Below are 14,398 nucleotides of genomic sequence, written 5' to 3' on the forward strand. Positions count from 1 at the left end.
GCCCGCGCAGGCGCGCGGCACTCGCGCACCGGGCACCACCGCGGGCACGTCACACTGGTGCCGTGGCGAGGCAACCCTGGTGGCGGGCGACGAAGACGCTGGAGCAGTCCAAGCGGTCCGGGCTGCTCTACGCGGCCGTGGCCGTGCTGGCGTGGACCCTGGGGTACGACGACACCAGCCCCTTCGTCTGGTTCGTCAAGGTCCTCTTCACGGTCGTGGCGGTCTACTTCCTCGCCGCCTGGTACGTCCGGCGCTCGCACGAGCGGGACGAGGCCGGCTAGCCGCCCGCGCTCGCGCCGCTGCCCGCGTCCCGCACGCTCGCCGGCCCCGTGCTCGACGCCAGCAGGCGCAGGTGCTCGTGGACCAGGGGGACGGTGGCCGCGCCCTCGCCGGCGGCGGTGGTCACCCGCTTGACCGAGCCGCTGCGCACGTCCCCGGCGCAGAAGATCCCGGGGACGCTGGTGGCCAGGTCGGCCGGCGGCCGGTCCGCGAGCCAGCGCTCGCGCGGCACGTCGCGCCCGGTGAGGACGAAACCGCGCTCGTCGGTGCTCACGGCGGCAGGGAGCCAGTCGGCGTGCGGGTCCGCGCCGAGCATCAGGAACACGGCCCGCACCGGCAGGCGCCGCCGCGTGCGCCGGTGCACGTCCTCGACGTCCACCCGCTGCAGCTCCCCCTCGCCGCCGGCGTCGACGACGCGCGAGTCCACGAGGACCTCGACGCGCGGGTTGAACGCCAGCTCGTCGATCAGGTACTGCGACATGGTCGCCGCCAGCGATCCGCGCCGGACCACGAGGCTGACGCGGCGGGCGGTGCGCGCCAGGTGCAGGGCCGCCTGGCCGGCGGAGTTGCCCCCTCCGACGACCGCGACGTCGCCGCCCTCCAGCTCCCGCGCGGCCGACAGGGCCGCCCCGTAGAACACCCCGCGGCCGACCAGCTCCTCCACCGCGGGCACGCCGAGCCTGCGGTACCTCACGCCGCTGGCGACGAGGACGGTGCGCGCCCGGATGCTGGCCCTGTTCGTGCGCAGCTCGTGCGGCTCGCCGCCCTCCCCCGGCAGCAGCTCCGCGGTCTCCCAGCCGGGCAGGAACCGGGTGCCGAAGCGCAGCGCCTGGGTGCGGGCGCGCTGGGCCAGGCGCATGCCGGAGATCCCCGAGGGGAAACCCAGGTAGTTGCGCAGCATGGAGCTGGTCCCGGCCTGGCCGCCGATCGCCTCCGCCTCGGTGACGACGACGGACAGGCCCTCGGAGGACCCGTACACCGCGGCGGCCAGCCCGGCCGGGCCGGCGCCGACGACCGCGAGGTCCACGACCTGCGCGGGCGGTGCGGACGCCTCGGTCTCGAACAGGGCCAGGGCGACGTCGCGCACCGACGTCGCCTGCAGCGGGGTCCGGTTGGAGGCGTACACCAGCGGGAAGCGCCGCGGGTCCTCGAAGCGGCCGCCGACGCGCCGCAGCACCTCGCGCCCGGTGGGGCTGTCCGGGTGCGAGACGCGGTTGAGCATGCCGACGCGGTCCAGGTAGTCGCAGATGGAGCGGGTCAGCGGGTCCAGCTCCGGGGAGACCACCTCGACGGCGACGTGGCGCGTGCGCGCCGCGCTCCACCCCCAGTCCGAGAGGAGTTCGGTGACGGCGTGGTGGAACTCCTCGTCGCGCCTGCCGCGCGGCATGAGCAGGAAGGCGTTGAAGCTGCCGCGCACCAGGCCCGGGCGCAGCGCGCTGCGGTCGGCCAGGAAGTGGTCCCAGTGGGCGACGACGACGGCGCGCGCGTCCGGGCTCAGCTCGCGGCAGCGGTCCAGGACGTCGAGCACGCCGGACAGCTGCGAGTCGACCACGAGCAGGGCGACGCCCGCCCCGCTCGCGCGGGCGGCGCCGACGGCCTCGGCGGCCTGCGCACCGCTGCGCACCGCGCGCACGTCGTAGTCGCGGTCGTAGCGGCTGCGGAACTCCTCCTGCAGCGCGTCGGCGTGCTCGGCGGAGACGACGAGGACGAGGGGGTCGGGCACGGTGCGGCATCCTCACTCGCGGCGGGCGGGGCGGCGGCTCGTGGTGCGGATGCTAGGGCGAGCGCACCGGTCACGTCGTGCCCCACCCCCGCCGGACGCGCGGCGCGCCCGGGGCCGGGCCGGTCACAGGGTGACGACGGCCTTGAAGCGGGCGCCGCCCCCGGCGGCGTGCTGGTGCGCCTTCTCGACGTCGGCGAAGTCGAAGGCCTCGGTGACGGGGGTGACCCGCCCGTCGGCGACCATCTCGAGGGCTTCGACGAGGAGCTCGAGCCCGTTGTGGGCGCTGCCGACCACCTGCCAGCTCTGGGAGACCAGGTCCAGGGCGGGCACGGCGAAGCCGTCGAAGGCGATGCCCATGAGGGCGATCTTGCCCCACGGCCTCAGGCCCCGGGTGGCGTCGAGGACGGTGCCGTGGTGGCTGCTGGTGTGCAGCAGCAGGTCCACACCGCCGGCGGCCCGCAGCGCCGCGCCGTCGGCGACGACCTCGTCGGCGCCCAGACCGCGCGCCAGCTCGGCCTTGTCCGGGGAGTGGGTGATCGCCGTGACGTGGTGACCGGCGGCCTTGGCGTACTGCACGGCGAAGTGGCCCACACCACCGATGCCGACCACGCCGACGCGCGAGCCGGGCGCGGGGGCAGCGCGCCGCAGGGCCGCCCAGGAGGTGAAGCCGGCGCACAGGGTGGGTGCTGCGGCCTCGTAGGGGACGGCCTCGGGCAGGACGACGGTGCCGACGGCGTCGACGGCGACGTACTCGGCGAAGGCGCCGTCCACGGTCACCCCGGTCAGCACCGGCGCGGCGCAGTTGGCGGCGGTGACGAAGCTCGCCGGGTGCTCCTGGCGGCAGAAGGCGCAGGTGCCGCACCCGCGCTGGACCATCGGCACGCCCACCCGGTCCCCGACGGCGCGGCTGTGCACGCCGGCGCCGACGGCGACGACCTCACCGACGCCCTCGTGGCCGAGCACCAGCGGGAAGGGGCGGTAGGACAGGTCGCCGTGCGCCATCCACAGGTCGGTGCCGCAGACGGCGCAGGCGTGGACCCGCACCAGGACCTGCCCTGGACCGGCCTCCGGGAGCGGGCGCTCCTCCAGGGTCCAGGGCCCCCGGGCGTCGTGGACGACGGCGGCGCGCATCGTGGTGCTCATGGTCTGCCTCTCCCCTGCGTCGAGCGGTCGGGACCGGGCGGCCGGGCCGCCCGGACACATGGTCGAGCGCTGCCGCGGTGCCGGGATCGGCAGGAAGTGCCTAGGCGCGCAGGTCCCGCACCCCCCTGCGCACCGGTCGCCGTGGACGCCTGCGCGGCGGGCGGCCGGCGCCTACCGTGCACGGTGGTGCCCGCGGGGGCGCACGGGTGCAGCGGCGGACGGGAGGGTGGGCGGTGGCGGGGTCGTCGGCGGGCTGCGCGAGGCCCGCGTCCGGCCCGCGCGCGCGCTCGGCCGGCCGCGAGGGGGAACTGGCGCTCCTCGCCGAGCACCTGGAGTCGGCACGCCGCGGGCGGGCGGGCGCCGTCGTGGTGCTGGGCGCGGCGGGGACGGGCAAGACGCTGCTGCTGCGCGACGTCGCCGCCGCGGCCGGCGACTTCCAGGTGGTCTCCCTGCGCGCTGCGCAGCACGAGTCGCAGGTGCGCTACGCCGCGCTGGAGTCCCTGGTGCGCGCGCTGCCGCCGGCGGTGGGCACCCTGCCCGCACCGCAGCGCCACGCGCTCGCCGTGGTCACCGGGCGCGAGGCGGGCGAGGTGCCCGATCCGCTGCTGGTGGGGTTGGCCACCGAGGCGCTGCTCACCGGCGCCGGACGCCTGCTGTGCCTGGTCGACGACGCGCACCGGATGGACGCGGCCAGCCTGCGAGCGCTGAGCACCGCGGCGCACCGGATGCGCCACGGCCACGGCCTGCTCGTCCTGGCCGGCCGCCCCGGGGTGCTGGAGGAGTGGCTGGAGGGGAGCACCCACGTGCGGCTGCCCCCGCTGGACCACGCGCAGATGCACCGCGTCCTGGACGTCCTGCTGGAGACGCCGATCGAGCCGCGGGTGCGCGAGCAGCTGGTCGCGGAGTCGCGGGGCAACCCCGGGGCCGTGCGCGAGTTCCTCGACCTCGTCGAACCGGCCGCGCTGGCCGGTGGTCTCGGCGTCCCCTCCGCGGCGCGGGTCCTCGACCCGCCCGCTGCGGTGGACGGGCTGCTCGGGCAGGTCGACGCGCTGCCGCAGCACGTGCGCACCCTGCTGGTGCTGGCGGCGGCGGAACCGACGGGGGACCGCGAGGTGCTGCACCGGGCGGCGCAGCACCTGGGCCTGCGCCTGCAGGACCTGGCCGCCGCGGCGGACCGCGGCCTCGTCGACGTCGGCACCCGCGTGCTCTTCGGCGACCCGCGGTTGCGGGCGCACGTCTACCGCAGCGCCGGACCGTCGCTGCGCAGGCGCGTCCACGCAGCCCTGGCCGAGGCGCTGCAGGACGGCTCCGACCCCGACCTGCGGGCCTGGTGCAGCGCCCTGGCGGCCACCGGGCCCGACGACGACCTGGCCCGCGACCTCGTCGAACGGGCCGGCGCGGCCCGCAGCCGCGGCGCCGTCGCCGCCGCCGCGCTGCTGCTCGAGCGGGCGGCGGCCCTGACGACCTCCCCCGCGGGGCGAGCGGACCTGCAGTGGCGAGCCGGGCGCGCGTGGCAGGAGTCCGGGGACCTGGCGCGGGCCCGCTCGTCGATCGCCACCGTCGCCGCGCACACCCGCGACCCCCGGCGCCGCGCGCAGGCCGAGCTGCTGATGGCCCGCATGGCCTACGACCAGCGCCACGGGCAGCACGAGGTCGAGCAGCTGATCGACGTGGTCGCGGCGCTGCCGCCGGGCACCGGGGCGGAGGCGCGCCTGCGGGCGCTGGTCGGCACGATGATCTCCGGGCCGCCGTCGGCGCGGGAGCGCCTCGCCCGCCCGGGCGCCGGCGCCCCGGTGCGCCCGGACGCACCGCCCTCCTTCGTCGAGGAGGCGCTCGAGGCGCTGACGGCGGCGTCGGAGGACCGGCCGGCGTCCGCGATCGCCCGCTCCCAGCGGGCGGTGGCAGCGCTCGACCGGGTGCCGGACGTGTCCGCCGACATCGACTTCATGTGGATCTACCTGGTCTGCGCCGTGGCGTGGGACGAGACGACACTCCTGCGCACGGCGCGCCGGTACGTCGACGACGTGCGCCGCTGCGGCAGGTTGTCGCAGGCGGGCCTCGCCTACAACTACGCCGCGGTGCTCGAGATGCACGCCGGGCACCTCGACCGCGCCGAGGAGCTGTCCCGGCGGGCCCGCAGGGTGCGCGAGCTGACCGGTGCGCGCGAGAACCACCGCGTCGACCTGCTGCTGGCCGCCTGGAGGGGGCAGGGCGCCCGCGTCGGCGAGCTGGCGCGCGCCTGCCGGGAGCTGGCGGCGCAGAACGGCGAGACGCGCGTGCTGGCCACCGTCGCCTGCGCGAACGCGTTGCTGCACAACGGCGCGGGCCGTTACACCGCCGCGCTGCGGGCGCTGGAGCCGGCGCGCACCGACGTCGGTTTCGCCCCGTTCCTGCTGCCCGAGGAGGTGGAGGCGGCGGTGCGGACCGGGGAGGCGGAACGGGCCCGGCGGGCCCACCGGCTCCTGCAGCGCTGGAGCGCCGGTGCGGGGACCCCGTGGGCACGGGGTCTGGACCTGCGGTGCCGCGCCCTGCTGCTCGGGCCCGCGGAGGAGGCGGACGCCCTGCACCGGGAGTCGGTGGCCGTCCTCGGCACCGGGGAGAGCACCTCGCAGGTGGCGCGGGCGCGGTTGCTGCACGGGGAGTGGCTGCGGCGCGCGCGCCGCCACCGCGAGGCGCGCGAGCAGCTGGGTCTGGCGCACGAGGTGTTCGCCGCCGTCGGGGCGAACGGCTTCGCCTCCCGCGCCGCCCGGGAGCTGACCGCCGCGGGCGGCGCCCCGCGCGCCGCCGACGGCGTGGAGCTGACCGCTCAGCAGCGGGCCGTCGCCCGGCTCGCGGCCGGGGGGGCGACGTCGAAGGAGATCGCCGCCGCGCTGGTCGTCAGCCCGCGCACCGTCCACGCGCACCTGCGCACCGTCTTCGCCAAGCTGGGCGTCGAGTCGCGCCGCTCCCTGCGGGACGCCCTGGTCGAGCACGGCCTCGAGGCCGGGGAGGACCGAGCCGTTCCCGGCGGGCACCGAGGAGGTCGCCGAGGAAGCGTGCCGGATCGGCCGGCCGGGCGGGTGCCTTGACGCGCCGGCGCAGCGGCACGGACGCTGCGCGGGTGCTGATCGTCCTGTGCGGGCTGCCGGCGTCGGGCAAGAGCGCCCTGGCCGACGCCCTGGGCCGGGCGCTGCCAGCGCCGGTGCTCTCGGTCGACCCCGTGGAGGCGGCGCTGCACCGCGCGGGCGTCGGGCGCGAGCAGCCCACCGGGCTGGCCGCGTACGCCGTCACGCAGGCGCTCGCGGGCGAGAACCTGCGCCTGGGCCTCGACGTCGTCGTGGACGCGGTCAACGACGCGCCCGAGGCGCGCGACGCCTGGGTCGAGGTGGCCCGGCGGCACGGGGTGCCGGCGCGGTTCGTGCAGGTCACCTGCCCCGACGTGGACCTGCACCGGCGGCGCCTGCGCGAACGGCGCCGCGACCTGGACGGTTTCCCGGAGCCGACGTGGGAGTCCGTGCAGGCCCGCCGGCACGCCTTCGACTCCTGGGACGGCGAGCGGCTGGTGCTGGACTCCCGCCGCCCCCCGGCCGACCTGGCGGCCGAGGTGCTCGCGCACCTGCGCGCGCAGCCCGCCGGGCGGGGCTGAGGGGTCCCGCGGGCCCGCCCGCCACGGCGACGGCCGCGGGCGCCGACGGCGGCGGGCGCCGCCCCTGGTCGCGCGGCCCGGTCCTCACTACAGTCCGCGCCTGTGGCCAGCCGGAGCGGGCTCCTGGGTCGTGACGACGAACTGCACCACGTCGCCCGGTTGCTGGGCAGGGCGCGCAACGGCCGCGGCGGTGCCCTGCTGCTGACCGGTGAGCCGGGCATCGGCAAGAGCGCGCTGCTGCACGAGGCGACCTCGACGCTGACCGGCACGCACCTGCTGCGGGTGGACGGCTACGAGGCCGAGTCGACGATCCCCTACGCGGCGCTGCAGCGCCTGCTGACCCCGCTGCACGCCCACCTGCCCGCCCTGCCCGAGCAGCACCGGCGCGCCCTGCGCGTGGCGGCCGGTGCCGTCGAGGGCGCCCCGCCCGAGCGGTTCCTGGTCGGGCTGGGCGTGCTGGGCCTGCTGGCGGCGGCCGGGGGGACGACGCCGCTGGTGTGCGCCGTCGACGACGCCCACCTGCTGGACGAGGAGTCGCTGGACGCGCTGGCGTTCGTCGCCCGGCGCCTGCAGGCCGAGTCCGCCGCCCTGGTGGTCGCCGCCCGCGACGAGCCCGCGGTGCTGGCCCGGATGGCCGGTGTGCCGACGCTGCGCCTGCAGGGGCTCGACCGCGAGGCGGCGCTCGCCCTGCTGCGCTCCTCGCTGCCGCAGCCGATCGACCCGGCCGCGGCCGCCCGCATCGCCGCCGCCACCGGCGGGAACCCGCTGGCCCTCATCGACCTCGCGGCCGAGCTCAGCGTCGAGGACCTGACCGAGTCCAGCTTCGCCGACGAACCGCTGCCGGTGGGGCACCACCTGGAGACGCACTACCTGCGGCAGGTGCGCCACCTGCCGGCGCACGTGCAGCGGTGGCTGCTCATCGCCGCGGCCGACTCCACCGGCACCGTCGACGTCATCGCCGCGGCCGCCGGCGAGCTGGGCGTACCGGCCTCGGCCGCCGACGAGGCGGAGAGCGCCGGGCTGGTCCGGCTCGGCGACCCGGTGCGCTTCCGGCACCCGCTGGTGGAGTCCGCCGCCTACAACGCCGCCACCGGTGCGGAACGCCGCCGCGTGCACCGCGCGCTGTCGTCGGCCACCGCGGCCCTGGGGCTGGTGCACCTGCACGCCTGGCACGCGGCGAAGGCGACGCTGGGCACGGACCCGGTCGTGGCCGAGCAGCTGGAGCGGGTGGCGGACCTGGCCGGCCGCCGCGGCGGGCTGTCCTCGCGCGCCAGCGTGCTCGCGCGCGCCTCGGACCTGACCCCGGCCGGGGAGCTGAAGCACGCCCGGCGGGTGGCCGCCGCCGAGGCGGCGCTGGGCGCCGGCGCCGCCCAGCGCGCCCAGGACCTGCTCGACGGCGTCGACGAGGGCGCCGTCCCGCCGCCGGTGCGCGGCCGGCTGATCTCGGTGCGGGCCAGCCACGCGCTGTTCACGGCCGACCCCGCGCTGGCGCGGGCCGGCGCCGACATGCTCGAGGCCGCCGCGTGCTTCCACGGCCACGACACCGCCGCGGAGCAGCACGCCCTGATCAGGGCCTTCGACTACACCCTGCCCGCCGAGCGCCTCGCCCGGGGCACCACGCTGCACCACCTCGGCCGGCGCCTGCGCGCCGGGGCCGCGGAGGCCGAGGGGCCGGCGGCGGTGGTCCTGCGGGCGCTGAGCGCGCTCGTCCTGATGCCCTACCACCGGGCCGTGCCCGTCGTGCGCCGCGCCGTGGAGGAGATCGCCCGGCTGCCCGACGAGCAGCTGCTGCTGTACGGGGCCACCAGCGTGGCGCTGACCACCGCGCTGTGGGACGCGCCCGCCCGCCGGGAGCACCTGCAGCGCACCGCGGACGCGGCCCGGGACGCCGGCTCGCTGCAACTGCTGGACACCACCTTGTGGATCATGTCCTCGGCCGAGCTGCAGGGTGGCACCCCGCGGCGCGCCGGCGAGCACGTCGAGCAGGTGCGCGAGCTGCGCCGGGCCCTGGGCTACGGCGCCGAGCACGTGGTCAACGTGGCGCTGCTGGCCTGGTCGGGCGCACCGCGCGCGCAGGTGGAGGCCGTCGCCGAGCAGGCGGGCGCCGTCGGCTTCGGCGGCGTGCAGGCGGCGGGGGTGACCGCGCTGGGGATCCGCGACCTCGCCGAGGGCCGCTACCGCGACGCCTACGCGCGCCTGAAGCCCCTGGCCGACGACCCGTTCCTGCACGTCACGCCCCTGATCCACCCCGACCTCGTCGAGGCCGCGATCCGCAGCGGGCACGGCGAGCACGCCCGGCGCGTGCTCGAGCAGCTGGAGGCGCTCGCCGCCGCCAACGGCTCGCCGTGGACCCGGGGCGTCGCCCAGCGCTCGCGGGCGCTGCTGGACGAGGACGCCGAGGAGTGCTTCCGCAGCGCCGTGGCGACGCTGACGCTGCCCGAGCTGCAGGTGGAACTGGCCCGCGCGCACCTGCTGTACGGGGAGTGGTTGCGGCGGGGTCGCCGGCGCGCTGCGGCCCGCGAGCACCTGCACCACGCCGCGGCGCTGTTCGAGCAGGCGCAGGCGCCGGCGTTCGCGCACCGGGCGCGCAGGGAGCTGGCCGCCCTGGGCGAGTGCTCCGGCACCGCGGGGGCGGGCAGCGCCGCCGGAGCGGCAGGAGGACCGGGAGCGCACGCGCAGCCGGGCACCCGGCTGACCGCCCAGGAGGCCACGGTGGCCCGGATGGCCGCCTCGGGCGCCACCAACGCCGAGATCGGGGCAACCCTCTTCCTGAGCGTGAACACCATCGACTACCACCTGCGCAAGGTCTTCGCCAAGCTGGGCATCTCCTCGCGCCGCCAGCTCGCCGAGCACCTGGACGACCTGCCGGACTGACCGGGCAGCGCGCCGGGGACCCGCACCGGGGACTCGCGCTCGGGACTACGCGCACCACGTGGTCCGCGCGGGCACCGGGCGGCGGGAGGCTGCGGGCACCCCCGAGCACGGGGACCCCGGAGCCGAGGAGGCACCCATGCCCCACGTCACCGTCGACGACGGCGCACAGATCTTCTACCGCGACTGGGGCTCGGGCGGCTCGCCGGTCCTGCTCAGCCACGGCTGGCCGCTGAACTCCGACGCGTGGGAGGCGGCGGCGCGCTTCCTCGCCGAGAACGGCCACCGCGCCGTCGCCCACGACCGCCGCGGGCACGGGCGCTCCACCCAGACGTGGCACGGCAACGAGATGGACACCTACGCCGACGACCTCGCCCGCCTGATCGAGACCCTGGACCTGCAGGAGCTGACGCTGGTCGGGCACTCCACCGGCGGCGGGGAGGTGGTGCGCTACCTGGCCCGGCACGGCAGCTCGCGGGTGGCCAGGCTCGTGCTCGTCTCCGCCGTGCCGCCGCTGATGCTGCGCACCGCGGACAACCCCGAGGGGCTGCCCGGGCAGGTGTTCGACGACCTGCGCGCCGGCGAGGCCCGCGACCGCTCGCAGCTGTACCGCGACCTGGCCGACGGCCCGTTCTTCGGGCACAACCGCGGCGACGTCGAGCGGGGGTTCCGCGACGCGTTCTGGCTGCAGGGCATGGCGTGCGGGCACCGCGCCGCCCACGAGTGCATCGCCGCCTTCTCGGCCACCGACTTCCGCAACGACCTGCGCGGCGTCGACGTGCCCACCCTGGTCGTGCACGGCGACGACGACCAGATCGTGCCCTTCGACGTGGGCGGCCGGCGCTCCGCGGCGATGGTGCCCGGCGCGCGGCTGACCGTGTACGAGGGCGCCGGCCACGCCCTGCCCGACACCGAGCGCGACCGCCTGCACGCCGACCTGCTCGCCTTCGTGAACTCCTGAACGACCGCACCCGCGACGACCGCACCCGCGACCCGACCAGTCCGCCCCCGCACCGAGGAGCTGAGGACCGTGACCACCCAGACGCCCACCGAGCCCGGGACCGCACCCGCCCCCGGGACGCGCACCGCCGCCCGCTACGCCCGCCGCCCCCTGCTGGCCGCCGCCCTGGCCGCCCCGCTGACCGCAGCCGCCGGCACGAGCGCCGCCGCGGGACCGGCGGCGGCCCGCGGGCGCGGCAGGCCCACGGTCGTGCTCGTGCACGGCGCCTTCGCCGACGCCTCCGGCTGGAGCGCGGTGGTCGAGCGCCTGCAGCGGCGCGGGTACACCGCCATCGCCCCGGCGAACCCGCTGCGCGGCCTGGCCTCCGACGCCGAGTACCTGCGCACCTTCCTCACCACGGTCCCCGGCCCGCTCGTGCTGGTCGGGCACTCCTACGGCGGCGCGGTCATCACCAACGCCGCCACCGGCAACCCGCACGTCACGGCCCTGGTGTACGCGGCGGCCTACGGCCTGGACGAGGGCGAGTCCGTCGGCGCGGCCAACAGCCTCGGCGGCGGCCACAGCGACGTCGTGGACAACCTCGTCCTGCGCCCCTTCCCCGGCAGCGGGGCGCAGGACGCCGACGCCTACGTCGACCCCGCCGAGTTCCGGCGCATCTTCGCCGGGGACCTGCCCGAGAGGCAGGTCGCCGTCATGGCCGCGAGCCAGCGCCCCGGCGTGCTGTCCTCGCTGCTCGAGCCCTCCGGGCCGCCGGCGTGGCGGACGATCCCGTCCTGGTACGTCGTGGCCACCCGCGACGGCCTCATCCCCCCGCCGGCGCAGTTCGCGATGGCCGAGCGGATGGGGGCCACCACGACGAGGGTGCGCAGCTCGCACGTGGTGATGATGAGCCACCCCGACGAGGTCATCGCCGTCGTCCGCGACGCCGCCCGGCGGTGAGCGCCGTGCCCACCACCTCCCCCGGCACCGACGGCCCCGGCGCGCACGGCCCCGGCGCGCACGGCTCGGGTGCGCGCACCGTCGTGTTCGTCCACGGCCTGTGGCTCAGCTCCGCGTCCTGGCGGGCCTGGCGCACCCGCTTCGAGGCCGCGGGCCACACCACCCTCGCACCGGAGTGGCCGGGCATGGACGCACCCCTGCCGGAACTGCGCGAGCGCAGCCGGAGCGGCGATCGCACCGACGGCACGGGTTTGACGCAGGTCGTCGACGCGTACGCCCGCGCCGTCAGCGCACTGCCGCAGCAGCCGATCCTCATCGGGCACTCCTTCGGCGGCCTGGTCGTGCAGCTGCTGCTGGACCGGGGTCTCGGCTCAGCGGGCGTGGCCATCTCCCCCGCCTCGATCGCGGGCGTCAACAGGATCCCGCTGAGCACCCTGCGCAGCGGCTGGGCGGTGCTGCGCAGCCCCGCCAACCGCCACCGCACCGTCGCGCTGACCAGGAGCCAGTGGCACTACGCCTTCGCCAACACCCTGACCCGCGCGCAGTCCGACGAGCTGTGGGAGCAGCACTGGGCCCCCACCCCCGGTCTGCCGCTGTGGCAGGCGGCCACCGCCGCCCTCAGCCGCCACCCGGCGAACGCGGTCGACCTGGCGAACCGCGAGCGTCCGCCGCTGCTCGTCCACGCCAACGGCGCCGACCACACCGTGCCCGCCTCCCTCAGCCGCGCCACCCACGCGGCCCAGTCCAGGACCGGCGCACCCACCGAGATCCACGAGTTCCCCGGCCGCCCGCACCTGTCCGCCCTCGTCGACGGCTGGGAGGACGTCGCCGACGACGCGCTGGAGTGGGCGCTGCGCTTCCCGGTCCGGCCGGGCACACCACCCGGCAGCGACGACGCGGGGTCCCGGCAGCCCGGGGACGGCCTGCCGCGCCTCCTGCAGAGCTGATCACCACGACACCCGGTGGAGGGGAGCGGTCCGTGCAGGACGTCCGCACCACGCACGTCGGCGGTCCCACCGTGCTGCTGGAGGCCGCCGGCTGGCGCATCCTGACCGACCCCACCTTCGACCCGCCCGGACGGCGCTACGCCTTCGGGTGGGGGACCGGCTCGCGCAAGCTCAGCGGCCCCGCGGTCCCCGCCGAGGAGGTCGGCCCGATCGACCTGGTGCTGCTGAGCCACCACCACCACGCCGACAACCTCGACGACACCGGGCGCCGGCTGCTGCGCACCGCCGGCGCGGTCCTCACCACTCCCCCCGGCGCACGCGCGCTCGGGGGGCGCTGCAGGAGCCTGCGCCCCTGGCAGCGGACCACCCTCTGCGCGCCGGGGCGCCGGCCGCTGACGGTCACCGCCACCCCCGCCCGGCACGGGCCGCGCTTCAGCCGCCCCCTGGTCGGTGCCGTCACCGGCTTCGCGCTCTCCTGGCCCGGCCAGGAGCACGGAGCGCTGTGGATGACCGGGGACACCGTCCTGCACGGCGCCGTCCTGCAGGTCGCCGCACGCCTGGACGTGGACACCGTCCTGCTGCACCTGGGCTGCGTGCGCTTCCCGCTGACCGGGCCGGTGCGCTACAGCATGAGCGCGGCCGAGGCCGTGCGGCTGTGCCGGGCGATCCGGCCCAGGACGATCGTCCCCGTCCACTACGAGGGCTGGCAGCACTTCCGCGAGGGCAGGGACGACGTCACCCGGGCGTTCGCGGGCGCCCCGGGCGACCTGAGCGGTCGACTGCACTGGCTGGACCTCGCGGAACCCCGGCCCCCGGCCGGTGGTTGACGCGTGCACCACCGGCTCGTAGGTTCCTGCGCGAGCGCGCAGCAGGACCACCCACGGGGTCCGTCGACGGACCCGAGGAGGACCGATGACGGCACCCGGACCGGCCGCCCCGACCCGGACCGCGTGGCCGGCCCTGCGCGTGGAGGACTGGACCCCCACCCGCGACACCCTGCACATGTGGACCCAGGTCGTCGGCAAGGTCCGGACGGCCCACGCGCCGCTGCTGAACCACTGGTGGCAGGCCACCCTGCACGTCAGCCCCCGGGGCCTGACCACCTCCACGGTGCCGCACGGCGCGGGGGCCTTCGACGTGGAGTTCGACTTCGTCGACCACCGCCTGGTGGTGCGCACCAGCAGCGGCTCGACGCGGACGCTGGCCCTGGAGGCGAAACCTGTGGCGGCGTTCTACGCGGAGGTCATGAGCGCGCTGGACGAGGTGGGCGTGCACACCGAGATCCGGCCGGTCCCCAACGAGGTCGATCCCGCGATCCCCTTCGCCGAGGACCACGAGCACGCCTCCTACGACCCGCGGGCGGTGAACGCGTTCTGGCGGCAGCTGCTGCAGGCGAACCGGGTGATGGGCGCCTTCCGCGCCCGCTTCGTCGGCAAGGTCAGCCCGGTGCACTTCTTCTGGGGGTCCATGGACCTGGCCTGCACGCGGTTCTCCGGGCGCACCGCGCCCCCGCACCCCGGAGGGGCGCCCAACTGCGGCGACTGGGTGATGGAGGAGGGGTACTCCCGGGAGCTGAGCAGCTGCGGGTTCTGGCCGGGCGGGGGCGAGGAGGGCGCCTTCTACGCCTACGCCTACCCCGAGCCGGACGGGTTCGCCGAGCACCCCGTCCTGCCGCCGCAGGCGTCCTACAGCACGCGGAACCGCCAGTTCCTGCTGCCCTACGAGGACGTGCGCCGCTCGGCCGACCCGGACGCCACGCTGACGGACTTCCTGCAGAGCACGTACGAGGCGGCCGCCGAGCACGCGCACTGGGACCGCGCCGCGCTCGAGGACGACCCCGCGCGCTGGGACCACCGGCGGTGAGCGCCGTGGACGTCACCGTCTCCCGCAACGCCGCCGAGGTGGACCCG

At 77.2% G+C, this 14,398-nt stretch carries 11 protein-coding genes; 9 read left to right on the forward strand and 2 right to left on the reverse strand.

Annotated features, from left to right (window positions below; translation table 11 throughout):
- Nucleotides 1-62: 62 nt before the first annotated feature.
- Entirely contained in the window at nucleotides 63-281 is a 219-nt protein-coding gene (locus ACRYMN_RS07760; protein WP_432493681.1) for a hypothetical protein, read from the forward strand.
- Here the strand turns inward: ACRYMN_RS07760 and ACRYMN_RS07765 are convergent.
- Nucleotides 278-2,002, reverse strand: coding sequence for an NAD(P)/FAD-dependent oxidoreductase (locus ACRYMN_RS07765; protein WP_432493683.1), 1,725 nt, complete (start codon nucleotides 2,000-2,002; stop codon nucleotides 278-280). The genes ACRYMN_RS07760 and ACRYMN_RS07765 overlap by 4 nt on opposite strands.
- 123 nt (nucleotides 2,003-2,125) lie before the next feature.
- Nucleotides 2,126-3,145: an alcohol dehydrogenase catalytic domain-containing protein gene (locus ACRYMN_RS07770; protein ID WP_432493685.1), complete on the reverse strand. Its 1,020-nt coding sequence runs from the start codon at nucleotides 3,143-3,145 to the stop codon at nucleotides 2,126-2,128.
- A 233-nt stretch (nucleotides 3,146-3,378) separates the two neighbouring features.
- On the opposite strand from ACRYMN_RS07770, the gene ACRYMN_RS07775 reads away from it, so the two are divergent.
- From ACRYMN_RS07775 to ACRYMN_RS07810, 8 genes are all read left to right on the forward strand, one after another.
- Nucleotides 3,379-6,213 (forward strand): AAA family ATPase, encoded by a 2,835-nt coding sequence (locus ACRYMN_RS07775; protein ID WP_432493687.1) that lies wholly within the window; start codon nucleotides 3,379-3,381, stop codon nucleotides 6,211-6,213.
- 32 nt (nucleotides 6,214-6,245) lie between these two features.
- On the forward strand, nucleotides 6,246-6,770 hold the full coding sequence (locus tag ACRYMN_RS07780; RefSeq protein ID WP_432493689.1) for a P-loop nucleotide/nucleoside kinase family protein: 525 nt from the start codon (nucleotides 6,246-6,248) through the stop codon (nucleotides 6,768-6,770).
- Between the two features lie 102 nt (nucleotides 6,771-6,872).
- Complete coding sequence (locus tag ACRYMN_RS07785; RefSeq protein ID WP_432493691.1) at nucleotides 6,873-9,644, forward strand: helix-turn-helix transcriptional regulator; 2,772 nt, start codon at nucleotides 6,873-6,875, stop codon at nucleotides 9,642-9,644.
- 136 nt (nucleotides 9,645-9,780) lie between these two features.
- Nucleotides 9,781-10,602: an alpha/beta fold hydrolase gene (locus tag ACRYMN_RS07790; protein ID WP_432493693.1), complete on the forward strand. Its 822-nt coding sequence runs from the start codon at nucleotides 9,781-9,783 to the stop codon at nucleotides 10,600-10,602.
- A 69-nt stretch (nucleotides 10,603-10,671) separates the two neighbouring features.
- A complete protein-coding gene (locus ACRYMN_RS07795; RefSeq protein WP_432493695.1) occupies nucleotides 10,672-11,541 on the forward strand; it encodes an alpha/beta fold hydrolase in 870 nt (289 codons plus the stop codon).
- On the forward strand, nucleotides 11,538-12,488 hold the full coding sequence (locus tag ACRYMN_RS07800; protein ID WP_432493697.1) for an alpha/beta hydrolase: 951 nt from the start codon (nucleotides 11,538-11,540) through the stop codon (nucleotides 12,486-12,488). Before ACRYMN_RS07795 ends, ACRYMN_RS07800 begins: the two co-directional genes overlap by 4 nt.
- A gap of 32 nt (nucleotides 12,489-12,520) precedes the next feature.
- On the forward strand, nucleotides 12,521-13,315 hold the full coding sequence (locus tag ACRYMN_RS07805; RefSeq protein ID WP_432493699.1) for an MBL fold metallo-hydrolase: 795 nt from the start codon (nucleotides 12,521-12,523) through the stop codon (nucleotides 13,313-13,315).
- 85 nt (nucleotides 13,316-13,400) lie between these two features.
- Nucleotides 13,401-14,351, forward strand: coding sequence for a DUF5996 family protein (locus ACRYMN_RS07810; RefSeq protein WP_432493701.1), 951 nt, complete (start codon nucleotides 13,401-13,403; stop codon nucleotides 14,349-14,351).
- Nucleotides 14,352-14,398 lie beyond the last annotated feature (47 nt).

This window comes from Kineococcus gypseus (assembly GCF_050871305.1).
GTDB lineage: Bacteria > Actinomycetota > Actinomycetes > Actinomycetales > Kineococcaceae > Kineococcus > Kineococcus gypseus.